The sequence below is a fragment of the Blautia sp. OF03-13 genome, assembly GCF_003460685.1.
GTDB classification, from domain to species: Bacteria; Bacillota; Clostridia; order Lachnospirales; family Lachnospiraceae; genus Fusicatenibacter; species Fusicatenibacter saccharivorans.
In genome coordinates, this window is the sequence record NZ_QTVR01000019.1 from 39,837 (window position 1) to 65,909 (window position 26,073).

The 26,073-nt window shown below is 45.2% G+C and carries 20 protein-coding genes, 1 tRNA gene, 1 rRNA gene and 2 pseudogenes; 10 read left to right on the forward strand and 14 right to left on the reverse strand.

The window, feature by feature from the left end; genetic code table 11:
- The first annotated feature begins 287 nt into the window (after positions 1-287).
- Positions 288-1,628: an ArnT family glycosyltransferase gene (locus tag DXA55_RS13445; protein WP_158565088.1), complete on the forward strand. Its 1,341-nt coding sequence runs from the start codon at positions 288-290 to the stop codon at positions 1,626-1,628.
- A 415-nt stretch (positions 1,629-2,043) separates the two neighbouring features.
- Here the strand turns inward: DXA55_RS13445 and DXA55_RS13450 are convergent, their stop codons facing one another.
- From DXA55_RS13450 to rpmH, 14 genes and pseudogenes are all read right to left on the reverse strand, one after another.
- Complete coding sequence (locus DXA55_RS13450) at positions 2,044-4,446, reverse strand: hypothetical protein (RefSeq protein WP_117805244.1); 2,403 nt, start codon at positions 4,444-4,446, stop codon at positions 2,044-2,046.
- 66 nt (positions 4,447-4,512) lie between these two features.
- Positions 4,513-5,118, reverse strand: a complete 606-nt coding sequence (locus DXA55_RS13455) for a zinc ribbon domain-containing protein (RefSeq protein ID WP_117805245.1) — start codon at positions 5,116-5,118, stop codon at positions 4,513-4,515.
- Positions 5,119-5,161: 43 nt separating this feature from the next.
- Positions 5,162-5,644, reverse strand: a complete 483-nt coding sequence (locus tag DXA55_RS13460) for a hypothetical protein (RefSeq protein WP_117814435.1) — start codon at positions 5,642-5,644, stop codon at positions 5,162-5,164.
- A 32-nt stretch (positions 5,645-5,676) separates the two neighbouring features.
- The gene (locus tag DXA55_RS13465) at positions 5,677-6,018 is read right to left on the reverse strand and encodes a hypothetical protein (protein ID WP_117805247.1); all 342 of its coding nucleotides are present in this window, start codon (positions 6,016-6,018) and stop codon (positions 5,677-5,679) included.
- Positions 6,019-6,055: 37 nt separating this feature from the next.
- Positions 6,056-6,415: a hypothetical protein gene (locus tag DXA55_RS13470; RefSeq protein ID WP_117805248.1), complete on the reverse strand. Its 360-nt coding sequence runs from the start codon at positions 6,413-6,415 to the stop codon at positions 6,056-6,058.
- 221 nt (positions 6,416-6,636) lie between these two features.
- A pseudogene (locus DXA55_RS13475) lies at positions 6,637-7,259 on the reverse strand (recombinase family protein).
- Positions 7,260-7,576: 317 nt separating this feature from the next.
- Positions 7,577-8,302, reverse strand: coding sequence for a 16S rRNA (guanine(527)-N(7))-methyltransferase RsmG (rsmG, locus tag DXA55_RS13480; RefSeq protein WP_117814436.1), 726 nt, complete (start codon positions 8,300-8,302; stop codon positions 7,577-7,579).
- Positions 8,303-8,426: 124 nt separating this feature from the next.
- Entirely contained in the window at positions 8,427-10,298 is a 1,872-nt protein-coding gene (gene mnmG, locus DXA55_RS13485; protein ID WP_117814437.1) for a tRNA uridine-5-carboxymethylaminomethyl(34) synthesis enzyme MnmG, read from the reverse strand.
- 128 nt (positions 10,299-10,426) lie between these two features.
- A pseudogene (mnmE, locus tag DXA55_RS19375) lies at positions 10,427-11,814 on the reverse strand (tRNA uridine-5-carboxymethylaminomethyl(34) synthesis GTPase MnmE).
- Between the two features lie 172 nt (positions 11,815-11,986).
- Positions 11,987-12,811 (reverse strand): RNA-binding cell elongation regulator Jag/EloR, encoded by an 825-nt coding sequence (gene jag, locus DXA55_RS13495; protein WP_117814438.1) that lies wholly within the window; start codon positions 12,809-12,811, stop codon positions 11,987-11,989.
- 13 nt (positions 12,812-12,824) lie between these two features.
- Positions 12,825-14,120: a YidC/Oxa1 family membrane protein insertase gene (gene yidC, locus DXA55_RS13500; RefSeq protein ID WP_117814439.1), complete on the reverse strand. Its 1,296-nt coding sequence runs from the start codon at positions 14,118-14,120 to the stop codon at positions 12,825-12,827.
- Between the two features lie 23 nt (positions 14,121-14,143).
- Positions 14,144-14,353: a membrane protein insertion efficiency factor YidD gene (gene yidD / locus DXA55_RS13505; protein ID WP_022462271.1), complete on the reverse strand. Its 210-nt coding sequence runs from the start codon at positions 14,351-14,353 to the stop codon at positions 14,144-14,146.
- Positions 14,350-14,697, reverse strand: coding sequence for a ribonuclease P protein component (rnpA, locus tag DXA55_RS13510; protein ID WP_117814440.1), 348 nt, complete (start codon positions 14,695-14,697; stop codon positions 14,350-14,352). The genes yidD and rnpA overlap by 4 nt, the downstream gene beginning before the upstream one ends.
- Before the next feature lie 98 nt (positions 14,698-14,795).
- Entirely contained in the window at positions 14,796-14,930 is a 135-nt protein-coding gene (gene rpmH, locus DXA55_RS13515; RefSeq protein ID WP_005952426.1) for a 50S ribosomal protein L34, read from the reverse strand.
- A gap of 708 nt (positions 14,931-15,638) precedes the next feature.
- Between rpmH and dnaA the strand changes: the two genes are divergently transcribed.
- The 9 genes from dnaA to DXA55_RS13560 form a co-directional block, all read left to right on the forward strand.
- The gene (gene dnaA, locus DXA55_RS13520; protein ID WP_022462273.1) at positions 15,639-16,979 is read left to right on the forward strand and encodes a chromosomal replication initiator protein DnaA; all 1,341 of its coding nucleotides are present in this window, start codon (positions 15,639-15,641) and stop codon (positions 16,977-16,979) included.
- Positions 16,980-17,321: 342 nt separating this feature from the next.
- Positions 17,322-18,431: a DNA polymerase III subunit beta gene (dnaN, locus tag DXA55_RS13525; protein ID WP_022462274.1), complete on the forward strand. Its 1,110-nt coding sequence runs from the start codon at positions 17,322-17,324 to the stop codon at positions 18,429-18,431.
- 122 nt (positions 18,432-18,553) lie between these two features.
- Positions 18,554-18,763, forward strand: coding sequence for an RNA-binding S4 domain-containing protein (locus DXA55_RS13530; protein WP_022462275.1), 210 nt, complete (start codon positions 18,554-18,556; stop codon positions 18,761-18,763).
- Between the two features lie 40 nt (positions 18,764-18,803).
- A complete protein-coding gene (gene recF, locus DXA55_RS13535; protein ID WP_022462276.1) occupies positions 18,804-19,901 on the forward strand; it encodes a DNA replication/repair protein RecF in 1,098 nt (365 codons plus the stop codon).
- Positions 19,902-21,833: a DNA topoisomerase (ATP-hydrolyzing) subunit B gene (gyrB, locus tag DXA55_RS13540; protein WP_117814441.1), complete on the forward strand. Its 1,932-nt coding sequence runs from the start codon at positions 19,902-19,904 to the stop codon at positions 21,831-21,833.
- 30 nt (positions 21,834-21,863) lie between these two features.
- Positions 21,864-24,371: a DNA gyrase subunit A gene (gyrA, locus tag DXA55_RS13545; protein ID WP_117814442.1), complete on the forward strand. Its 2,508-nt coding sequence runs from the start codon at positions 21,864-21,866 to the stop codon at positions 24,369-24,371.
- 74 nt (positions 24,372-24,445) lie between these two features.
- Positions 24,446-25,150 carry a lysophospholipid acyltransferase family protein gene (locus DXA55_RS13550; RefSeq protein WP_117814443.1) on the forward strand — a complete coding sequence of 235 codons (705 nt, stop codon included), beginning with the start codon at positions 24,446-24,448 and terminating at the stop codon, positions 25,148-25,150.
- Positions 25,151-25,351: 201 nt separating this feature from the next.
- Positions 25,352-25,439 (forward strand) — tRNA-Ser (locus DXA55_RS13555).
- Positions 25,440-25,860: 421 nt separating this feature from the next.
- Positions 25,861-26,073, forward strand: a 16S ribosomal RNA gene (locus DXA55_RS13560); the annotation flags it as partial.

A 26,073-nucleotide genomic window follows, 5' to 3' on the forward strand; every position in this document is an offset into this window, starting at 1 on the left:
AAGCAGTCCCAGCCCGCCCTTGGGGGTGAAAGAGCCGGAGATGCTCTCATTTTCTAAAGACACTTTATCTTATTCTGAAAATGTGATAATTTGCTGGAAAATTTGTGAAAAAACGGTGAAGCCATGGAGCAGTTTGTTTGTTTTTCGACGAAAAATCAATTTCTTTTACCATAAGAATCATGTATACTATAACGTATCCGCGGACGGACGCTTTTCCATTTTTGTTCCGCCGCGAAATATTACGCCGGACTTTTTCCCGTCCGGGACTGGAGATTTTAGGAGACTCTATGAATAAAAAAGACTACTACTGGGCCAAGTATATGCTGATTTTCGGCTTTTTCTGCATCTCTTTTGGCACCTCGATTTTCCTGAAAACCGAACACGCCCCCGATGAGGCGATGCGGATGCTGATTCCGGAATACATCGTCTCACACCACACACTGCCGAACGGCATGGAAGAATCGGTGCGCCATCCGCTGTGGGGATTCTCCTATGCGCTGTATCCGTATCTGACCGCGATCATCAGCTCCGTGTTTATGGCCATTACATCGCTGTTTACGAAAAGTGCAGCGGCTCTTTTAACTGCCGCCCGCCTCACCAGCGTCCTTTCCGGCACCGGCACACTGATCGTTGTGTTTCTGATCGGCGAAGAGCTCTTTGAACGGCGCGAATCCGCACTGCTCGGCGGTATTTTCGTCGGTTTTCTGCCGCAGTTTGTGTTCCTCTCCTGCTATGTGAACAACGACTCGTTCGCCGTTTTCACGGTCGCACTGATCATCTATTTCTGGATTCGCGGCATGAAAAGCGCATTCTGCAAAAAAGACTGTATCGGCCTTGGAGCAGGCTGCGGACTCTGCGCGCTGTCGTACTACAACGCCTACGCGTATCTGCTCTGCAGCATTCTTCTATTCTTCGCGCTGATGATACATTTCAGGAAACCGGCAAAGGAGATCTTCGCCAAAGCTCTTCTGGTCTTTGCCATCGCCTTCCTGATCGGCGGCTGGTTCTTCATCCGCAATGCCGTCATCCACGACGGAGACCTGCTCGGCATGCGCACCACAAAGGAATCCGCATCGCTGTATGCCACTGAGGAGTACAAACCGAAAAACCGCCAGACACCGGCATCCGAAGGCTGGAGCTTTAAGCAGACGTATTTACAGACCCCGGAGGGACGCACCTCCAACTGGCTGTTCTCCACCGTCAGCAGCTTCATCGGCTCGTTCTCCTACATGACCGTCCATCTTCCGATGGTGCTTTACCTGCTGTACGGTGCGCTGATGGCGTTCGGATTCCTGCTGTTTCTGTTTCTTGCCATGATCCCGCACTGGCTCCGCAAAAAGCCGCAGCTTCTCCTCTTTGTGATGCTGCTCCTCGCCTGCCTGATCACGCTGTTCATGGACATGTACAACACGTATTTCAGCGACTACCAGTCGCAGGGCCGCTACCTGATGCCAGCGCTTGTCCCGCTGATGGTCTGGATCGATGACGGCTATTCTTCACTCACTGCAAAACTTCCCGCTGAGTGGAAACGCGCCTCCTGCCATCTGACACTCCTGCCGGGAGCAGTCTGGCTTGTACTGTTTCTCATCAGCTACATCGGATTTCTGATTCCGGGCTGCTGTGGATAACGAAGAAACAGGTGCTATCTCTTTTTCTCAGATAGCACCTGTTTCTTCGTTACAAGCTTTTAGTTTTTAGATATGTTTCGTCCGGTCTTTCCTTTCACTTTCTTTGTTTCCTTTTAATTGCTAAAATAGCTATAACACCAATTGCCAGAATCCCAATTCCTAAAATAATTACCAACATCTTATTTTGATGTTTCACCGGCTGATCTGCAACATCAAGGACAATATTGGTTTCTCCTTGTGCATCGTCAGTTTCGATATAAGACGAATCAGCAACTGTGGAACAGTAAATCTCCAGTGTCTGGCTGATCGGAATATTTTGTTTTCGTAATTCTACACCATAACTGGATATGACCTTTATTTGCTTTTTTATACTTGATTTAATACATTCTTTTTTTGTTACACAATGCCCTACAATTTATTTTTTTCTTTTCCTCAAATATACTAATATTCCAGCAAAAACTAAAATGCTTAATATTACTAACATAATCTCTTTTCTTAGACTCTCCTCTATCAATGTATAAACGCTAAAATGTGATGTTTCAAATATAAATTCTCCATTTTTTATTTTCACATCCATTTCTGTTAAGGATCCATCCGCTTCCACCCTGTAAATTTTTGTTTTTCCAAGATAGGCAAAAAGCTTCATTTTTTCTGGAATTGGAATATATACCTGCACATTTTGTTCTGGCTGTATTTCTTCTCCGCTTTCCATAAGTGAAATATTGTATGTGTAAGATGTTCGATCTTTAATCGCATTGTAAGCCGCTAAATTTGTTTTCTTTAGTTCCTCCAATTTTTCAGAATCCAACTCCACTTTAAAAACGCTCAGCGATGTTTCATCTGAAAATCCATTTTTGCTCTCCACCCTGATCTGCTGCGATGCCCGAAATCCTTTTTGATTTTGAATATAAACAGAACCCACGCCCTGCGACCTGATAAAATTCATATGCTGCAAAAATTCATTTTCAACTTTTCCCATAACAAATATTGCATCTAAAGCTTTTCCTGCCGGACCAGATACAAAATGAAATATTTTTTCGCCAATACTCACACCGAAATCTTTAGCTGTATCCTCAATGACCTCCATCAAATCAAATTCATTTAAATTTTTTATAATGGTTTCGCTAAATGAACCCAACGATTCTGTCGAAAAAAATACTTTATCTGAAACACCTTTACATAAATTTTGCGGAAGCTCGCTTCCATCTTCAATTAAAGTCACAAATGTTTTACTTTCCAGCAGTTTTTTAGTCAATGCTTTGCTAAATACTTCACTGTCCACATCAAAATTTTTGATCGTCTTTGCCAGTTTGCCAATGCCAATCAGGAGATCCGCTGAATTTATAATATTGACCACTGCCGAATCCTGTGGATCATTGCTGATTTTAATATACCCATCTTTTGGTATTTCTATCTTGACTGACGTCTTTTTTGAAAATCCACTTTTCTGTCGATAACTTCCTATTGTTCCATCTTTCAAATCAGAAATCAATCCACTTGTGTTATCCCACAATGCACCTTTCATACTCGTATTACTGGAACTCATCTTTTTAATCAAAATCACATCTTTTAAACGTCCATTTTCATCATACGTCTCTACACTTCCATATATGTAACTGCTGTTGTATACATCAAACGATACACTTGCTGTCCTATTATCTTTATTTATTTCATATGCATAATTGTCAATATATAAACCATTCATATTATAAATATTGGTAGCATATTCTTTTTCAATATATTGTACAGGCACAGCATTTACCGTATAGGAATGCTCATGGTCTTTATACACTGTAACTGGAATCTCACTCATATACCCTGTATTTGTGTCTTGAAAAAACACATGTGCCGTTCCCGTCTGAATTCCTTTCCATTCTGTATAACGTCGTTTATCTGCCACACCTGTTTTTTTTAGTTCAAGAACTGATGAATCATCTACCCAAAATGTAATTCCGGAAACATCATCCATCAGTTCTCCATTGTTGAAAATTCCAGCACTTAACGTAATGATATTATCTTTACAAATACTCAGACTGGTATAATCTGAATAAACCGCTAATCCATCTTCTGGTGTGCTTTCCTCCTCATTCTTCTGCTGTTCCGTTTCCTCTGCTCCACCCTGATCGAGACTTAAAAATTTATATTTTACTGTATACTGCATATCCGCATCATATCCCTGATACTGCATAGATGCCTGAAAGTCCATAAGAATTTCATCAATCTTTCCTGTTGTTTTATCTATGGTTATTTTTGTTTCTACATCGCTGTATTTTAAATTTTCTACTCCCTCTACCATCTGAGCAGCGGCTACTCCTATCTCATTCGCTTTCTCTGCCGGAATTGTAAAGGTAATCTCATTCCCAGAAATTTTACTCTTTTTCATCATATTCTGCGTTAATGAAGAGAACTGAAAATAATTTGGATTCATCTCAACATCTACCGTTTTGCTTACTGGTTCCTTATATTCATAATGAGCCGTCCCATCTCGATACGTCATATTCCATATATATTTTTGTCCAAGTACAGCCATACTGGCAGAGCCTGTCATTTGAACTGCAGAACTGTCATTCTCATCATAACCAGATACCTCTGTAACTGCATCCAATGTAACTTTCGTTTTCGTTTTTGCTTTTCCCTGGATAATTGTCATATCTGCATCCATATCCAGTTCTTCTTTCCAGTTTCCTGACACGACTGTTTTCTGCATTGCTTCCTGATATGCCAGAAAAGCATCTTTCCCTTTTCCATATACCGTAATCGGAAATACTTGAAACCCTATTATCAACGCGATCAAAATATTCCTCATTTTCTTTTCCATTTGTGCTCCTTTCAAAAAAGGACCCCGTATAAAACATACAGAGTCCTTTTTCATCTGATTTTTCTTCTAAAACAGGTTTCCCATTGTATACAGATCTAAATACCAAGAACGATCTACTTTTATTACAGATATTTCCAGAGAATTGCTTACTTCTGTTTCATCTCCTTTCAAAGTAAACTCAACCTCTACAGTTTTAGCTGCAGATACTTTTACGTTTATATCTTCATAATTGCTTTTTAAATCATCCAGGTCATCATCTGTCACATCTTCAACATTTGTCATTTTATAAGACAGTTTCCAGTCATCTCCCAGCGATTGATCCAAGGAATCCACTTGTTTCTTGAGAGAATCATTCGCCTCATCTACCAACTCTGTTTTGCTATATCCTGTCTCCTCTAATGCTTTATCTACTACCTTTTCCGGAAGCAATTCTACAATAGATTGTGCATCTACCGCAAACTGCGACGTTACAAATGTATCTATTGTCTTTTTGTAGCTTCTTCCCCCAAGTGTATAAACAAGAAGTACGACTGCTACAATCACACACACTGCTAATACAATACCCTTTTCTCTGTTTTTTTTTGCAGGTGACTTTTCATTTAGCGCTTTTCCACATTTACTGCAATATTTTGCCCCATCTGGATTTTCTGTTCCGCATTTTTTGCAAAGCATTTATTTCCCTCCACATTTTGAAATTTTTATCACGAACACTATTTTATTTGGATCCAGATTGCCACATTCTTTGCATCCCTTCCATAATTTCGTTCAGCTCTTGTTTTCGGCTCTGAACTTGGTATGCAGATACCCGCATACATAAAATAAATGGTGCATCCAGAATCAAGAAAAACAATGCCATGATTCCGATTCCATTAATGAGCATTCCTGCCGCCGCTACCAGCATCAATACTGACATTATTATTCCTACAATTTTAAATCCTTTAGCCCGTTTTTGGTATGCTTCTATCTCTGCCGTAAGTTCATCTGGATTTCTAAATTTTCTTCCACATTTTTTACAGATCCAATATGTCTTCTGTTGTAAACCACTCGCTCCGGCTAATACTCCAGCTTTCGTACCAGCAAATACAGAAACACCCATTCCGCTTGCTACAGCACCTCCTATATCCCGATCTCCTATAATATTTAAGTCTTTTTCTCCACACCGTGGACAACAAATTTTTACATATGTAGCTGTTCCCATATTCTTCCTTCTCTCTTAATTTATTTTTTTATCTATTTTTTTGCTGTTAATGGCCGAAACGATTGAATTGTAATTCCCCGATATTCCAGGATGCCTTCATCTCCTACTGCAATAAATATGGTGTCTGCATGAAAACTTCTAAGCTTTTTACGCTCTCCATTTTCAAATTCAACCACATACCATTCAATGTTTCCTTTTTGTACTGGTTTCTCAAGAATTTTTACTTTCGATTTTTCCAGTGGCTTGGAATTGTCCTTTGATTTCAAAATAAAGTATCCAATCCAGGAAGCGATTCCTATCACTAAAACAACTATAACAAACGCAAAAATATCTTTATCAGAAAAACTGCTGCCACCGATACGTATATATGTCATTTAATTTTTCTCCTTCTTTTCAAACATGAACCATAAATTATTCTTTAAATTCGCTATAGGGAATCGGATCATCATCAAGCCTGTTCGAGTAATATATCACACTTACATCTTGGGCTTTTCCTTGCAGATACAGAAAAACTGAATCTGATTTCCATACTACTGAGTTGCCGTTTGCCAAATTTCCCACATGAATTATTCCACTTGCTGCACCACTTAAGCTGATATTCTCTGTAGATGTAAAATCAAATAAACTCTCTACAGTACTGCCCTCTGGAACTTGAACCACAATGCTGCCATCTGTAACTTCTTTGGTTCCCGATGTTGACTTACCACATCCAATTAGCATCATCATGCTTAAGACCATTAAAAACAAATACATCTGTTTTTTTCGTGTCATAACACATTCCTCCTGCTTCTATATCTTTGGTTTTGGATTTCGATTTTTTCTTTTTCATCCCCCCTACCTAATCCCCCGTTTTCAGAAAGTGTACTTTTGCAGATCAGAAAATACATTCTATTTCTTTATATATTTTCACTAAAATACATTGTTTTTTTCTTCCTAATATTGTATAATACAACAAAGTAACTTGAATTTTCAGAATTTGCAAAAGTACACATTTACAAATTCTGCTCTCCTGTCATTTGCTTTTCATCTTCCATTTTTCTTATCTTCCCATAAAACGTCCCAACCGGCATGTCACATGCTTTCGCAGCTTCCTTTAACGTTATCTTTTTTTCTCTCCATTCCCTATGAACTTCATCAAAATTATCCGGTACCGACCGCGACGGTCTGCCAAATTTCACTCCTTTTGCTTTTGCAGCTGCAATTCCTTCTGCCTGCCGTTGACGAATATTTTTGCTTTCACTTTCTGCCACAAAAGACAACACCTGTAAAACAATATCGCTCAAAAAGGTTCCCATCAGATCTTTTCCCCTTCGAGTATCGAGCAATGGCATATCAAGGACAACAATATCAACACCTTTTTCTTTTGTCAGCACACGCCATTGTTCCAAAATTTCCTCATAATTTCTTCCCAGTCGATCAATACTTTTTATATACAACAAATCATCTTTCTTTAATTTTCGTATCATTTTACGATATTGTGGACGGTTAAAATCTCTGCCCGACTGCTTATCCAGATAAATATTCTTTTCCAAAACACCAATTCGTTTCAACGATAATAACTGCCGATCTTCATTTTGATCTCGCTACTTACTCGTATGTAACCATAAATATTCATAGCGTGTTCCCTTCTTTATAAAATTTTGCATCACAGAAAATTTTACATGCTCGACGTGAATCTTGTGATCACAAAATTTCATCAACTTCTCTTTTCAAACACATTATAATAAAGCATCTCTGGGAACACATATTTTTTATATGATGGTCTATTATGTTCACTTATCTGACCATTATTCTCCCAACAAAAAAGCAAGGCAGCATGCCACAAATTTCTCTGTGGTATGCTGCCTTGCTTTTTTATTCAAAATTTTGCGCGTCTAACTCATCATTGAAGTAACGAGAATGCGACTCTCAGTTTTCAAAATATACTATTCTTTACTGAATCGGCTCCTTCGCCGGTGTTCCCGCTTTTCTCGGATACTTTTTCGGCGTTGCCTTCCCCTTCTCGATGCAGACAAACGATCTCTCATCCTCGGTTCCCGTAAGCTGGAAGTAAACCGGCTCTTTTGCCTCGCCGCCGAGCACATGAATCGCTTTTTGAGCTGCGGCAAGCTCCTCATTCAATTTGCCCGATTTATACGAAACAAACCGTCCGTCCACCTTCACATACGGCAGACAGTACTCCGAAAGCGAGCTTAAATTCGCCACTGCCCGCGATACCACGAGATCAAACTGCTCCCGGTAATCCTTCTGGCGTGCGAAATCCTCGGCTCTTCCGTGAACCGCCGTGATTTTCGAAAGGCCAAGCTGTCCGATCACCTCATTCAGGAATTTCACTCTCTTATTCAGTGAATCCAGCAGTACAACTTCCACCTCCGGAAACGCGATTTTCAGTGGGATTCCCGGAAAACCGGCTCCCGTTCCCACATCGAGAATGCGTCCCGCCTGTGCCACATCACAGACCTTCACCAGCGACAGGCTGTCGAGGAAATGCTTCGTAATCACCTGATCAAACTCCGTAATCGCCGTCAGATTCATAAACGAGTTCCACTCCACCAGAAGCTCATAATACTGCAGGAACTGCGTCTTCTGCTGTTCGGAAAGTGTGATTCCAAGCTCAAAAAGGCCGCGCTCAAATCCTTCAAGATTGTATTCTTTCATGTTGTTCTCCGTTCTTCTCTATTCTTCCAAGTGCCCGCTGCACTTTTTGTTACGATCCACGCAGCGTGAAAGCACTTGCGGTTTCGCTGCATAAGAACGTAATTCAGGCACGCATATCTGTCCTTTATTTATGTCCCAGATACACCAGCAGAACCGAAATATCCGCCGGGGAAACGCCCGAAATACGTGATGCCTGGCCGATGTTGATCGGACGGTACAGGTTCAGCTTCTGTTTCGCCTCGATGCGCAGGCTCTGGATCTCGTCGTAATTGATGTTCTCCGGGATCTTCTTCTCTTCCATCTTCTTAAACTGCTCCACCTGCTTCATCTGGCGCTTAATGTAGCCGTCGTACTTGATGTTGATGTTGACCTGCTCCTGCACATCCTCCGGCAGCTTGGGTCTTTTCGGATCTACTTCCGCCAGCATCTTATAATTCAGCTCCGGTCGGCGGATCAGCTCTGCGAGCGAACTTCCGCCGGAAAGCAGCGTTGATCCATACTCTTCCAGAAGCTCATTGATGTTCGAGCTCGTTCCCACATACGTATTCTCCACGCGCTCAATCTCTTCCTGAATCCGCTGTTCTTTTACTTTCAGTGCCTCATACTGCTCCTCGCTGATCAGACCTGCGCGGTAGCCGTATTTGCGCAGACGCAGATCCGCGTTGTCCTGACGGAGCAGCAGACGGTATTCCGCGCGGCTCGTCATCATACGGTACGGCTCATGGTTCTCTTTCGTCACAAGGTCGTCGATCAGAACGCCGATATACGACTCCGAACGGTCGAGCACCAATTTCTCTTTTCCCTGTACGCAAAGCGCTGCGTTGATACCCGCGATCAGACCCTGTGCCGCAGCCTCTTCATATCCCGAACTACCGTTAAACTGGCCGCCGGAAAACAGATTTTTGATCGCCTTGAACTCGAGGGACGGCAGAAGCTGTCTCGGGTTGATGCAGTCGTACTCGATCGCATACGCATTCCGCACAATTTTTGCATGCTCCAGACCCGGCACGGTGTGATACATCGCAATCTGCACATCCTCCGGCAGCGAGCTTGACATGCCGCCGACGTACATCTCGTTCGTGTATCGTCCCTCCGGCTCCAGGAACACCTGATGGCGGTTTTTATCGGCAAATTTTACAACTTTATCTTCAATGGATGGACAGTACCGCGGGCCTGTTCCCTCGATCATGCCGGAATACAGCGGCGACCGGTCGAGGTTTTCGCGGATAATTTTGTGCGTTTCTTCATTCGTATACGTCAGCCAGCAGGATTCCTGATCGATCTGTACGCTCTCCGGATCGGTCGAGAATGAGAACGGCACAACGCGCTCATCGCCAAACTGCTCTTCCATTTTCGAAAAGTCAATGCTCCGCTTGTCAATACGCGCCGGTGTTCCTGTTTTAAAACGCACCATCTCCACGCCGTTCGCTTTCAGGGAATCCGTCAGATGCGTCGCCGCCTGCAGGCCGTTCGGGCCGGTATACGTGCTCACATCGCCGTAAATGCACCGTGCATTCAGATAAACGCCGGTACAGAGGACGGCAGCCTTACAGTGGTAAACCGCGCCGGAAACGGCCTTTACACCCGTCAGAACACCGTCTTCCACGATCAGCTCCGCAATCTCCATCTGGCGGATCGTCAGATGATCGGTATTTTCGAGAACCTCGCGCATCGACTGGCTGTACGCCCGCTTATCCGCCTGCGCACGCAGCGAATGCACCGCCGGTCCCTTCGATTGATTCAGCATTTTCGACTGTATGAACGTTTTGTCAATATTTTTGCCCATCTCGCCGCCGAGCGCGTCGATTTCTTTTACGAGGTGTCCCTTCGACGTGCCTCCGATATTCGGGTTGCACGGCATCATGGCGATGCTGTCGACACTTACCGTAAATACAACCGTTTCCAGCCCCATCCGCGCTGCCGCAAGCGCTGCCTCGCATCCCGCATGGCCTGCGCCGATGACGGCAATATCAATTGTTTCTTCTAAAACTGCCATTTTTCTTTTATCCTCTTTCTCTATCTACAGCTTCAGATTCTGTCTTAAGCTTTTTACTCTGTCAAAATCCGGCTGTCGTTCCTTGTAACTCTATTCCGGCAGATCTTCGTAATCTGCATTTGCTGCCTTTATTTACCTGTACAGAATTTGCTGAAAATCTCATTCACAAGGTCTTCTCCCACCGCTTCACCGATGATCGAACCCAGCTCCTCATACGCATTCATAAGATCAATGGAAAAGAAATCCTCCGGCATACCCATTTCGATGCTTTCTGCCGTCAGCTCCAGACTCTTTTTTGCCGCAAGGAGCGCCTGCTTGTGGCGCGCATTCGTGATGTAAACCTCATCGTTGAACGAAATTTCGCCCTGGAAAAACATCTTTTTCATCTGTTCCTCCAGCTCTTCCATACCCGTCTCTTCCCGCGCGGAAATGCTGATGACCGGAGCGCCTGTCTTTTGCTCCATCTCCTCTTTTTCGATCACCGCAGTCAGATCCGACTTATTCAGCAGCACAATCGCCTTGCGCCCTTTCAGGATTTCCATGATTTTTGCATCATTCTCATCGAGCGGCACGGATGCATCCACCACATAGAGAATCAGATCTGCGTCCTTTGCATGCTCCAAAGCACGATCCACACCGATTTTCTCGACCGTATCCGCCGTTTTTCGGATCCCCGCCGTATCCAGAATCCGAAGGGAAATGCCCTTTAAGACCAGATTTTCCTCGAGCACGTCGCGTGTCGTTCCGGCGATATCCGTCACAATCGCTTTTTCCTCGCCTGCCAGCAGATTTAAAAGCGATGATTTCCGGCATTCGGTTTTCCAAGGATCACCGTCTTGATGCCCTCCTGGATCATCTTGCCCTCATCCGCAGATGCAAGCAGCTTTTCCACCTGCTTTTTCTGCTCCGCAACAACCTGGGCCAGCCGCTTTGGATACCCGTCCAGGCTGATGTGCTCCGGATCATCGAGCGCCGACTCAATAAATGCGATCTCGTAAATCAGCTTCTTGCGGATTGCCCGGATCGCCTTTTTCACCGTTCCGCGAAGCTGGCTCTCGGAGCTTTTTAAGGCATAGGCACTTTTCGCCGAAATAACATCCATGACCGCTTCGGCCTGCGTCAGATCCATTCTTCCGTTCAGAAACGCCCGTTTCGTAAACTCGCCCGGATCTGCCGCCCGCGCGCCCGCATGTAAGACTGCCTCAAGCACCTTTTTTACCGCCAGCACACCGCCGTGACAGTCGATCTCGACGGTATTTTCACCTGTATATGTTTTCGGTCCTTTCATTACCATGACAAGGACCTCATCAATCACTTCCTCCCCTTCGGTAATCCAGCCATAATGAATGGTGTGCGATTTGACCGCGGAAAGCTTTTTTCCTTCTTTTTTTGCACGGAATACGCGGTCCGCCACTTCGAACGCATCGTTTCCGCTGATTCTTACAATACCAATGCCCGCCGGCGCCATCGCTGTGGACACCGCAGCAATCGTATCATCCAAATGAAATCCTGCCATTGTTTCCAGTCCTTTCTAAAACCTCTCTTTTTGGGGATCCCAGTATTCAGATCCACATTTTTTCTTTCCTTTCGCATGGCTCTGAATAGTTCCATTTTAGCAGAAAACCAGAAAAGACGGTACCCCGTATTTTACACAGGTACCGTCTTTTTGCATATTTTTTACGCTTTTCTTATCGTTTCGGCGCTACAACTACGTGGCGGTATGGCTCGCTGCCCTCGCTGTAGGTCTCCACAAATTTATTTCCCTGCAGTGCAGAGTGGATGATTCTTCTCTCGTAAGGATTCATCGGCTCCAGAGAAACCGGTCTTCTGGTCTTTTTCACTTTGTAAGCGATGTTTCTTGCCAGATTTTCCAGTGTTTCTTTTCTGCGTTTGCGGTAGTTCTCCGTATCAAGTTTGACACGAACGTAATCCTTCTGCTCTTTGTTGACCACAAGGCTGGTCAGATACTGAAGGGAATCCAGTGTCTGTCCGCGTTTTCCGATCAGGATGCCCATATCCTCACCGGCAAAATCAACTTCAAGAGAATCGTTCTCGGCATTGTACTCCATCTGGATCTCAACCGGGAGCTCCATGGCTTTGAATACACCGCTTAAGAACTCAAGTGCCGTTGCCTTGATCTGGGCGATTTCCTCGTCTGTTCTCTGAACTACTTCACGCTCTTCTCTTGGCTCGGAGCGTCTTGCAGTTTCTGCCTGACGCGGAGCAGCTTTTCTTTCTGTTTCTTTTTTTACAGCTTCTTTTTTCGGCGCTTCCTTTACCGGTGCAGGAGCTGCCTCTTTTTTCTCTGGTTTCTGGGGTGCTTCCGGTTCTTTTTCCGGTGCGGCTTTTACAGCGGCACGGATCACAGCCGGTTTACTTCCGATTCCAAAGAATCCGGAACTGCCTTCGCTGATGACCTGGATCTCCAGTTTATCGCTGGCAGCCTGAAGCTCAATGCAGGCTTTTGTAATAGCGTCGTCCACGGTTTTTGCGGATACTTCGATAAACTCCATAAAGATTTACCCCCTATTTTTTCTTTTTGCTGTTCTTTTCATCAAACTGTTTTACCATGTTTGCTTTCGCAGCGATGCTTCCGGCGCGGTATTCCTGATTACTGTTGTAATACTCAGTCGAAGCTTTTCTTGCTGCCTCTTTTTCCTCAGCAGACGGCTCTTCGTTCTCCTGTACCTGAATATTACGCACACTCTGCGTTGCAGCCTGTGTGATTTTCTGCGGCGGAAGGCCGGCTTTTTCTCTCTTCTTGGCCGCTTTTTCCTGATTTTTGCGGATCACCTCATCCATGTCAATCGAGGACATATGACGGTTGATCACAACCTGCTGTACGCTTCGAACAAGCGCACCTGCAATCCAGTAAATACCAATACCGATGGAGAACGATAAACACATAAATGCGGAAAAAACAGGCATTACCGTGTTCATGGTCTTCATGGAATTTTCCATGGAATTTGCTGTCTTATTTCCGTTGTTGGAAGATGGTGCCTGCGGCATCAGCTTGTAGTTCAGCCACTGGGTAAACCATGCCAGAACCGGCACCAGAATTGCTCCTGCAATCAGAAGAGCAGATCCGTTTGCCATACCCTCGCGGATGACATCCATCGGAGACTGTGTAATATTAAATCCAAGGAACATGTTGATATGTTTGGACTCCGCGGCGGTTTTTGTAATGGTATCCGCAATACCGGAGAACTCGCTGATATCGGCCAGCTTCGTCCACTGGGACGGTTTCAGCACATAAAACATGTCCAGAAGGTTATTTTCGGTTAATGTTTCACTTACTTTACTGTACATGGTAACACGGTTATCTGTGATAAACTGTGTCAGGATGTCAGAATATCCTGATACACCCATCATCTGTGTTGTCAGTCCCTGGAATACATTGCGGACACTTCCGATATATCCCGGAATATGATAGATAACCTGGTACAGTGCAAGCAGAATCGGCATCTGAATCAGCAGTGTACTGCAGCTTCCTGTCGGGGAGACACCGTATTTCTGATAAACTGCCATGGTTTCTTCAGATTTTTTCATCTGAGAAGCCTGGTCTTTTTTGTTCTGATATTTCTTTTCAATTCTCTGCAGATCCGGCTGCATTACGCTCATCATCTTCGACATCTTCTGCTGCTTGATCTGAAGCGGCGTCAGAACGAGATAAATGATAATCGTATACAGAATAATCGCAATACCGATGTTCGGAATTCCAATTTTTTCCAGGCAAAAATAAATTCCATTGATCAGCCAGCCGAGGATCTGGCATACCCACCCGATAATCGGCCACGTTGACTTACTCAGTACGATATCCAAAACGTCTTTTCCTCCTTATTTATCTACGGCACAGGGTCGTAACCTCCGTGTGAAAACGGGTTACATCTCAGTATTCTCCATAATGCCAGCAGACTTCCTTTGAAAGCACCATATTTCTGAATCGCTTCCAGCCCGTACTGCGAGCAGGTCGGCGTATAAGGGCAGTGCACCCTCTTCAGAGGAGACAGGTACTTCTGATAAAACCGGATACCTTTTATCAATACCGTCTTCATTTTTCTGTTTCCTTTAATATATGATGTAGTCTTCCCAGATGCAAAAGTGCTCCCTCTATCTCGAAATACGTACAGTTTTTTGCATTAACTCTTGCGATCACAACTACATCCATTCCACACTGAAATTCCTCTTCATGCAGACGATAACTCTCCCGGATCAGTCTCGCCAGATGGTGGCGCACAACGCTGTTTCCCACCTTTTTACTTACTGAAATTCCAATCCGGTTCCGTCCCAGCTGATTTTTCTTCACATACATGACCAGAAATCGGTTTGCAAACGATGTTCCCTGCTTATAAACCAGCTGAAAATCTCTGTTTTTTTTCAGGCTTTCCGAATATTTCATGAATCCATTCTTTCCTTCATGATTTGTCTAAATTTTCTTTTCATTGAATAGCTTTAGATAGAAGAAAAGACCACATAAATTTTATGCGGCCTTTGGTTTTATGCTGATAATTTTTTTCTTCCTTTTAATCTTCTTGCAGCTAAAACTTTTCTTCCACCTTTTGTGCTCATTCTTGCTCTGAATCCGTGAACTTTAGCTCTGGATCTTTTTTTCGGCTGAAATGTCATTTTCATAAGATAAGGCACCTCCTTTAAATTCTAATCAATAACTGCCTGCAAGGCAGTATTTCACTACATGTATGACAGAAAACATCATTTCAATTATATTCATAAACCCCCATTTCGTCAACCCTAAAATCAATAATTTTCGCAGTTTTTTTCGGGAAAAATGCCGCTCTAACGCGGTTTTCCGGTCTGCCGCTGCCCGTGCCTTCCGTGTGCTGATTTTCGGTTTATCCACAACTTATCCACACTGTCCGCCGCACGCGTACAAATACCAGTTCGATTTTTGCGCTTTCCACACGATATCTTGTAACCGTAATCAACATTATCCACAATCTGTGGATAACCTTGTGGATAACTTTCGGTTTTGCTGTGTACAACCTGTGGGCATTTCTAATTTTTCCAGTATTTACGCCATGTATAATGTGTATATAAGTTTTCCAGACTTTACACATTTCGGTTTTTCCAGCCCTCTATCCACAATTTTATCAACATAAGATTCCCTGTTATCCACAAACTATCCTCCATTTCATCAACAGGAAAATTTTTTACACATTCTGTGGATAAAAAAATAATTATCCACATTTTTGGGTTGAATAAAACGGCATTTTATTATATCATATAGAAGTAAAAATGCGACTATTCGGGGAAAATTTCGTTTTCCAGACAGAAGTTATCCCCAAAAAGCAATGATTATAGAAGCGGAGCGACAGAAAAAGCATGGAAATCGTACAAGATAAATGGAAAGAAATACTGCAGAGAGTGCGGGACGAGCACGAATTATCTGAGATCTCCTTTACTACATGGATTGAACCACTTACGATCCATTCGGTTGAGGACAATCTGATCACAATCCTGGTTCCATCCGAAAAAATGGGTCTCGATTACGTGAGCAAAAAATATACTCTTCCTATTAAAGTGGCAATCGCGGAAATCACAGGTGTCAACTATGAGATCCGCTTTATTCTTCCGGAAGAAGTGAAACAGGAAAAAGCGCCTGCTCCCGTCCAGAAAAATCTCTATGTGCCGAACCTGAATCCAAAGTATACCTTTGATACCTTCGTGGTCGGCAGCAATAACAAATTTGCCCATGCAGCTTCTCTCGCCGTGGCCGAATCCCCGGGAGAAATCTACAATCCGCTGTTTTTATACGGTGGTGTTGGACTGGGCAAAACCCATCTGATGCACTCGATCGCACATTTTATTCTTCAGAAGAACCCGTCTTCGCGGATTCTCTACGTAACGAGTGAAGAATTTACCAATGAAGTCATCGAGGCCATCCGAAACAGCAACAACACCGCAATGACCAAATTCCGTGAGAAATACCGCAATATCGACGTACTTCTCATCGATGATGTGCAGTTTATTATAGGAAAGGAATCCACGCAGGAAGAGTTTTTCCATACCTTCAATACGCTGCACGGCGCCAACAAACAGATCATCCTTTCTTCGGATCGTCCCCCGAAAGACATGGATATCCTGGAAGACCGCATCCGTTCCCGTTTCGAATGGGGACTCCTTGCCGACATCCAGAGCCCGGATTATGAGACGCGAATCGCCATTCTCCGAAAGAAACAGGAATTAGACGGCTATTCCGTCAGCGACGATGTGATCGAATACATCGCTTCCAATATTAAATCGAACATCCGTGAGTTGGAAGGCGCTCTCAACAAAATCATTGCATACGCAAACCTTGAAAAACGTGAAATCAACATTGATCTTGCAGAGCAGGTGCTGCGCGACATCATCTCCCCGAACGAGAAGAAGGTGATCACGCCGGAATTTATCATCGACACCGTTGCAGATCACTTCGATATTACGCCGTCCGACATTGTCGGCAGCAAGCGGAGCAGCAAAATCGTATTCCCGCGCCAGATCGCAATGTATCTGTGCCGCGAAATGCTCGATGCCCCGCTAACCGGAATCGGAAAAATGATGGGCGACCGCGATCATACCACTGTCATGCACGGCATTGAGAAGATCGAAAAGGAAATGAGTGCTAAAGACAGTGTCCGCAACACGGTAGACATCTTAAAGAAGAAGATCAACCCGTCGAAATAGGCGGAGCCTTTGTAACTCTGTCAAAACGGTTAAAAACGATTTACATTTATATAAGAAGAAACTCATCGGTTGACAGGCCCTTATTTATACACAAACCGATGTGGAAAGCCTGTGGATGAATTGTGGACAAATTTGGGGCCTGAAGTTATCAACATTTCATACACAGGTTCACGTTCGATTATTCACAGAGTTATACAGATCGATTTTTCCAGTATTTCCGCATTCTTGACGGGGTTTTCCACATATCCACAGCCCCTACGACTAAGACTACGGATTTTTACTATATTTTTTCTTTATAAGCAGACTCACCAAGCAGTGAGGAAAGGAGAGTTATCCACAATTATGAAATTAGTGTTTGACAAAGCAGACCTTGTAAAAAGCGTTGGTATCGCTATGAAAGCTGTCTCCGGTAAAACAACCATGCCGATTCTGGAATGCATTCTGATTGATGCATCTTCCAACGTGATCAAATTTACCTCCAACGATATGGAACTCGGAATCGAAACCATCGTCACAGGTATGATTCTGGAACGCGGTATTGTTGCTCTGGATGCAAAGATTTTTTCTGAGATCGTAAGAAAACTTCCGGATAATCAGGTTACAATAGAAACAGATGAAAATCTGGTAACCACGATTACGTGTGAAAAAGCAAAATTTAACATTCCGGGACAGTCAGGAGAAGATTTTTCCTATCTGCCGATTCTCGAAACTTCCGATTGTGTTTCCATTTCCCAGTTCACCTTAAAAGAACTGATCCGTCAGACCATTTTCTCCATTGCAGCCAATGAGAACAACAAACTGATGACCGGTGAGCTTTTTGAAATCAAAGATAACACACTTCGCGTCGTATCTCTGGACGGACACCGTATTGCGATCCGCAGAATTGAGCTGAAAGATTCGTATCCGGACCGAAAAGTCGTTGTTCCGGGAAAAACCCTGAACGAAATCAGCAAAATTCTGTCCGGCGAGATGGATGATCAGATTGATATTTACTTCTCGGAAAACCACATTATGTTCAAGTTCGATGATACAACGGTCGTTTCCAGACTGATCGACGGTGAATATTTCCGCATCGACCAGATGCTTTCGAGTGATTACGAGACAAAAGTGACGATCAACAAAAAAGAATTCTTAAGCTGTATCGACCGTGCGACGCTTCTTGTCAAAGAAGGCGACAAAAAACCGATCATCATCGACATCCAGGATGGAGCGATGGAACTGCAGATCAACTCCGCGATGGGTTCCATGAAAGAAGAGATCGATATCAACAAAGAAGGCAAGGATATTATGATCGGTTTTAACCCGAAATTCCTGATCGATGCACTTCGTGTTATTGACGACGAGGAGATTTCGATTTATCTGGTCAACCCGAAGGCTCCATGTTTTATCCGGAACGAAGAAGAGAGCTATATCTATCTGATTCTGCCGGTAAACTTCAATTCCGTGAGATAAGTCACATAAGTTTGAAATCTGCCGGAACCTTTTCTGAAAGAACTTTCAGCGGTTTTACAGCCACACAGGTTGAAAACTGCGAACTTACGTGAGGAAAAGGTACGGCAGTGCAGGAGGAAAAAATGGAAATTATTACGCTGCGTGAAGATTACATCAAACTGGGCCAGGCATTAAAAGCTGCGGCTCTGGTAGAAGACGGCGTGGAAGCAAAGCTCGTCATCAAGGACGGCGAAGTGACCGTAAACGGTGAAGTAGACACCCGCCGCGGCCGCAAGCTCTATGACGGAGATGTTGTCTGCTACAATGGAAATGAGATACAAATTAAAAAATAAGGCTTAAAAACTTAAGCTAATTTTTCACGGACGAGTGCTCATGTATATCAAATCTTTAGAACTGAAGAACTATCGGAATTATGAGAGTTTATGCATAAATATCAGCCCCGGAACGAATATTCTCTACGGCGACAATGCCCAGGGAAAGACGAATATTCTCGAGGCTTTATATCTCGCGGGTACGACAAAATCGCACCGTGGCAGCAAGGACCGCGAAATCATCCAGTTTGACCGGGAGGAAGCCCATATCCGGATGATGGTGGAGCGGAACGGCAGCACGCATAAAATCGATATGCATCTGAAAAAAAATAAATCCAAGGGAATCGCCATCGATGGAGTTCCGATCCGCAAAGCGTCGGAACTTTTTGGCATTGTAAATATTGTGTTTTTCTCTCCGGAGGACCTGAATATCATCAAAAACGGTCCTGCGGAGCGCCGGCGTTTCCTGGATAGCGAAATTTGTCAATTGTCAAGACTATACATGATCGAGCTTGCCAATTATAATAAAGTGGTGGCGCAGAGAAACAAGCTGCTTAAAGAGATTTCGTTTTCCGGCAGAATGGCGGATACACTCGAGATCTGGGATGAGCAGATGGTCCGCTATGGAACAAGCATTATTTCCGAGCGGAAAAAATTTATCAGCCGCCTGAATGATATTTTATCCGAGATCCATCAGAATCTGACCGGAGGAAAGGAGCAGATTCTGATTACCTATGAACCGAATGTGTCCGAGGAAGCGTTTTCCGAAGAGTTAAAAGCCGGAAGAGAGCGTGATCTGCGTTTCGGACAGTCCTACACCGGGCCGCACCGGGACGATTTCTGTGTGCGGGTCAACGACATTGATATCCGTAAATACGGTTCCCAGGGGCAGCAGAGGACGGCGGCGCTTTCGCTGAAACTGGCGGAGATCCGTCTGGTCGAGGAGGAAATTCACGATACACCGGTTTTACTGCTGGATGATGTTTTGTCGGAGCTGGACGGCAGCCGGCAGAATTATCTTCTGCAGAGCATTCACAGCATACAGACACTGATTACCTGTACCGGACTGGACGAGTTTGTCGAAAATCATTTTGAGGCAAACAGCGTATTCCAGGTGGTCGAGGGATCTGTGTTTCACAAAGAAACAGGAGGAATCTAAATGAGTACAGAGAACATGGAAAAGACAGAGTATGGTGCAGACCAGATTCAGATTCTGGAGGGTCTGGAAGCCGTACGGAAGCGCCCAGGTATGTATATCGGCAGTACCTCCGCACGGGGACTTCACCATCTGGTCTATGAGATTGTCGACAACTCGGTAGACGAGGCACTGGCAGGATACTGCAAAAATATTGACGTTACGATTAACCCGGACAACTCCATCACTGTCATCGACGACGGCCGTGGTATTCCGGTCGGCATCAATCATAAGTCGGGCCTTCCGGCCGTTGAGGTTGTCTTTACGGTGCTGCACGCAGGCGGAAAGTTCGGCGGCGGAGGGTACAAGGTATCCGGCGGTCTGCACGGCGTTGGTGCATCCGTTGTAAATGCGCTGTCCAACTGGCTTGAGGTGCGCGTTTATCACGATGGAAAGGTTTACTTCCAGCGGTATGAACGCGGAAAAACCATGAATAAGCTGGAGGTTATCGATACCTGTCCGATCGAAAAAACAGGTACCGAGGTCCGTTTCCTGCCGGATGACACGATGTTCGAGGAGACGGTTTATGATTACGACGTTTTAAAAACAAGACTCCGCGAGACCGCATTTCTGACCAAGGGACTGCGCATTGTTCTGCGCGATCTGCGCACGGATCCGGTAGTGGAAAAAGCATTTCACTACGAGGGCGGTATCAAAGAGTTTGTCAGCTACCTGAACAAGAGCAAAACGGCGCTCTACCAGGACATCATCTACTGCGAGGGAGAAAGAGACGGCGTTCTTGTTGAGGTTGCAATGCAGCACAACGATTCCTATCAGGAAAATACGTATGGTTTTGTCAACAACATTACGACACCGGAGGGCGGTACCCATATCGTGGGCTTCCGGAATGCGCTGACGAAAACCTTTAATGAATATGCAAGAGCAAATAAACTGTTAAAAGACAGCGAACCGAACCTGACCGGAGAGGATATCCGCGAGGGTATGACGGCGATTGTCAGCATCAAAATCGAGGAGCCGCAGTTCGAGGGCCAGACAAAGCAGAAACTTGGAAACAGCGAGGCGAGAGGAGCAGTCGACAATATCGTGAGCACCCAGCTCGAGCTGTTCCTGGAGCAGAACCCGGCTGTCGCAAAAACGATCGTTGAAAAGTCCCTGCTTTCCCAGCGTGCGAGAGAGGCTGCAAGAAAAGCGCGTGACCTGACGAGAAGAAAATCCGCACTGGACGGTATGTCCCTGCCTGGAAAACTGGCAGACTGTACCGACAAGGATCCGAAAAACTGTGAGATCTTCCTGGTCGAGGGAGATTCCGCGGGCGGTTCCGCAAAATCCGCGAGAAGCCGTGCAACGCAGGCGATCCTGCCTCTGCGTGGAAAAATCCTGAATGTAGAGAAAGCACGTCTCGATAAAATTTATGCCAATGCCGAGATCAAAGCGATGATTACGGCATTCGGAACCGGAATCCACGACGATTTCGATATCACAAAACTGCGCTACGACAAGATCATCATCATGACCGATGCCGATGTCGACGGCGCGCACATCGACACGCTGATGCTGACGTTCCTGTACCGCTTCATGCCGGAGCTGATCAAACAGGGCCACGTTTACCTGGCACAGCCGCCGCTGTTCAAGATTGAGAAAAACAAAAAAGTATGGTACGCATACGACGACGATCAGATGAATCAGATCCTCAATGAGATCGGACGCGGAGATAATAAGATCCAGCGTTACAAAGGACTGGGAGAGATGGATGCGGAGCAGCTCTGGGAGACCACCATGGACCCGGAACGCCGTGTTCTGCGCCGCGTTGTGTTCGATGAAGAGTATTCTTCTGAAATTGATCTTACCTTCAATACGCTCATGGGCGACAAGGTAGAACCGCGCCGTGACTTTATCGAAGAGAGAGCAAAATACGCAAACAACCTGGATATCTAAAAAGTCCTGTGAACTGAAGTGGAGGAAAAGATGGAAGATAATGTTTTTGATAAAATTCACGAGGTCGATCTGAAAGACACGATGGAGGAATCCTACATCAACTACGCGATGAGCGTAATTGCATCCCGTGCACTTCCAGACGTCCGCGATGGCTTAAAGCCGGTACAGAGACGTATTCTGTACTCCATGAGTGAACTGAACAATACGCCGGATAAGCCGCACCGTAAGTGCGCGCGTATCGTCGGTGATACGATGGGTAAATATCACCCGCACGGCGACAGTTCTATCTACGGAGCACTCGTCAACATGGCACAAGACTGGGCAACCCGTTATCCGATGGTGGACGGCCATGGAAACTTCGGTTCCGTCGACGGCGACGGCGCTGCGGCTATGCGATACACCGAGGCACGTTTAAGCAAAATCTCGATGGAGATGCTGGCGGATATCAACAAAGACACCGTAGACTTCGCCCCGAACTTTGATGAAACCGAAAAAGAGCCTGTTGTTATGCCGGCCCGCTACCCGAACCTTCTGGTAAACGGTACTTCCGGTATCGCAGTCGGTATGGCAACGAACATCCCGCCGCACAATCTGCGCGAGGTGGTAAGTGCCATTGTAAAAATTATTGATAATATCATCGAGGAGGACCGTACGACAGATCTCGAGGAGATTCTCGGCATTGTAAAAGGCCCTGACTTCCCGACCGGAGCAGAAATCCTCGGCACCCGCGGCATCGACGAGGCTTACCGTACCGGCCGCGGTAAAATCCGTGTTCGTGCGGTATCAAACATCGAGACACTGCCGAACGGAAAGAGCGAGATCATCGTAACCGAGATCCCGTACATGGTAAACAAGGCGCGCCTGATCGAGAACATCGCCGCGCTGGTAAGAGATAAAAAGATCGACGGCATCACCGGCATTGCGGACCACTCCAACCGTGAGGGTATGCGCATCTGTATCGAACTGCGCCGCGACGCCAATGCAAACGTCATCTTAAACCAGCTGTACAAACATACCCAGATGCAGGATACCTTTGGTGTGATCATGCTTGCACTGGTAAACAATCAGCCGAAAGTCATGAACCTTCTGGAGATGCTGACGTATTATCTGCAGCACCAGGAAGAGGTTGTGACGAGAAGAACGAAATACGACCTGAACAAAGCGCAGGAGAGAAGCCATATTCTGGAAGGACTCTTAAAAGCGCTTGACCATATTGACGAAGTGATCCATATCATCCGTGCATCCGCGAATGCGGCAGAGGCGAAGAAGAAGCTGATGGAACGCTTCGATCTGAGTGATGCCCAGGCCCAGGCAATCGTAGACATGCGTCTGCGCGCTCTGACCGGTCTGGAACGGGAGAAGCTCGAGAACGAGTACAAAGAGCTGATGGCGCGCATCGAGCAGTTAAAAGCCATCCTCGCAGACTGCAAGGTGCTTCTTGGCGTTATCCGCAGGGAGATTCTGACCGTATCCGAAAAATACGGCGATGACAGAAGAACTTCCATCGGCTTTGATGAGTACGATCTCTCCATGGAGGATCTGATTCCGCGCGAGAATACCGTCATCACCATGACGAAACTGGGCTATATCAAACGTATGACCGTTGACAACTTCCGCAGCCAGAATCGCGGCGGCAAGGGAATCAAGGGCATGCAGACCATCGAGGACGACTACATCGAGGAGCTTCTGATGACGACGACCCATCATTACCTCATGTTCTTTACGAATACGGGAAGAGTCTACCGTCTGAAAGCATACGAGATTCCGGAGGCGTCCAGAACCGCAAGAGGAACGGCGATTGTCAACCTTCTCCAGCTGCAGCCGGGAGAGAAGATTACCGCTGTTATTCCAATGCGCAAATATGAGAAGGGCCATTATCTGTTTATGGCAACGAAAAAGGGACTGGTGAAGAAGACGCCGCTCGAAGAGTACGAGAACGTCAGAAAAACGGGTCTTGCTGCCATTGCGCTCCGCGATGATGATGAACTGATTGAAGTTAAGACAACTGATAACGAGAAAGAGATTATTCTGGTAACGAAATTCGGCCAGTGTATCCGCTTCAAGGAAAACGATGTGCGTACGACAGGCCGTGTTTCCATGGGTGTACGCGGCATCAACCTTCTGGACGGCGATGAAGTAGTCGGCATGCAGATCTGCACGCAGGGAGACTATCTCCTTGTCGTATCCGAAAACGGCATGGGCAAACGGACGCCGATGGCAGAGTTTACCGTACAGCTCCGCGGCGGCAAGGGTGTCAAATGCTATAAGATTACCGAAAAGACCGGAAACCTGATCGGTTCCAAGGCAGTCAATGAGGATAATGAGATTATGATGATTACCACAGAGGGAATCATTATCCGTACACCATGCTCCGGCATTTCTGTTATGGGACGTATCACGTCCGGTGTCAAGCTGATGGATGTGGACGGTGAAATCAAGGTTGCCAGCATTGCAAAGGTAAGAGACAAAGAGGCATCCGAGGAGACTCCGGTTTCGGTGGAAGAGACCGAAAGTGCTTCTGAGAAAACGCAGGAATAATACAGCGTCGAAAAACGTGTCTGAGAGAAAAAAGCTCAGGCACGTTTTTCTCGTTTGGGGAAGGGAAGAAAAATATGAAACGAATTTTACTGATGGTGCTGCGGAATCTGCTTCTGGTTCCGTGGATGTGGTGCCGGCTCTGTTACCATGCAGCGCATCCGGACAAGTACAGTCTGGAAGAGCACTTTAAAATGCTGCGCTTTATTGTACAGCGGGCGAACAAAGGCGGAAACGTCATTGTGGAATCCTATGGAGCAGAAAATCTTCCGGAGCAGGACGGTTTTGTGATGTATCCGAATCACCAGGGACTGTACGATGTGCTGGCGATCGCAGGAGCGTGCTCGCGTACCTTTACAGTTGTTGCCAAAAAAGAGGTAGAGCATATTCCGTTTTTAAAACAGGTCTTTGCGTGCATCCACGCGCTGTTTATGGACCGGGAGAATCTGCGGCAGTCAATGCAGGTTATCAATGAGGCGGCCGATGCCGTAAAAGAAGGCAAAAACGTCATTCTGTTTCCGGAAGGAACGAGGAGCAGAAAGGGAAACCAGCTGCTGGAGTTTAAAAGCGGCAGCTTCAAGATCGCAGTAAAAGCAAAATGCCCGATCGTGCCGGTTGCGTTAAAAAACTGTTTTGTTCCGTTTGACTCCAATACCGTCCGTCATGTAACGGTAGAAGTCCATTTTCTCGACCCGATCCCATACGAGGAATACCAGGGAATGAAGACAACAGAGATTGCCGAGATGGTAAAGAAGAGAATTGAAGCCGTCGTAACCGCGTAGCGGTTTCAGAAAAGAGCGTGATATGCGCTCTTTTCTGCTATTCTGGGGGCTGATTTGGGTTCTGTAAGGCATATTTTCTATAATAGTAAGAAAAAAACAAAAAATTCGAAAAAACGGGTTGACAAGAACGTAAGGTTTTTGTATAATAAACCATGCGTCACGAATGAGTGACTGCACATATCATTTTATATTTAGGCATTTGGAGAAGTACTCAAGTGGCTGAAGAGGCGCCCCTGCTAAGGGTGTAGGTCGGGTAACCGGCGCGAGGGTTCAAATCCCTCCTTCTCCGTTTAAAAGCCAAAAACAAAATGATATTTTTTGTGGAAAAAGTTCTTGACAAACAGCTTCACATCTGATAAGATAGCAGAGTTGGTGATAGGTTTGAAAAAACTAATCCAAAAAATAAATTAAAAAAGTTCTTGACAAAAGCGAATGAGTTTGATAAAATAAATGAGTTGCTGATCGAAAGAACGGCGAAGAAGTTAAAAAAACTTCAAAAAATAAATCAAAAAAGTTCTTGACAAACGAAAAGCTCTGTGATAAAATAAACGAGCTGATCCGAGTCGGAACAGCAAAGATCCTTGATAATTAAACAATGAAACACATCCTCGAAAGTTCTGAATAAGTAATTCAAAACGATCGAAAGATCCTTAAAACAGTAAAAGGGATAAATTAGCTAGTATGTTGATTTTGAACTTGGAACAAACATTTTATCAGAGAGTTTGATCCTGGCTCAGGATGAACGCTGGCGGCGTGCTTAACACATGCAAGTCGAGCGAAGCAGTTAAGTTGATTTCTTCGGATTGATTCTTAATTGACTGAGCGGCGGACGGGTGAGTAACGCGTGGGTGACCTGCCCCATACCGGGGGATAACAGCTGGAAACGGCTGCTAATACCGCATAAGCGCACAGAGCTGCATGGC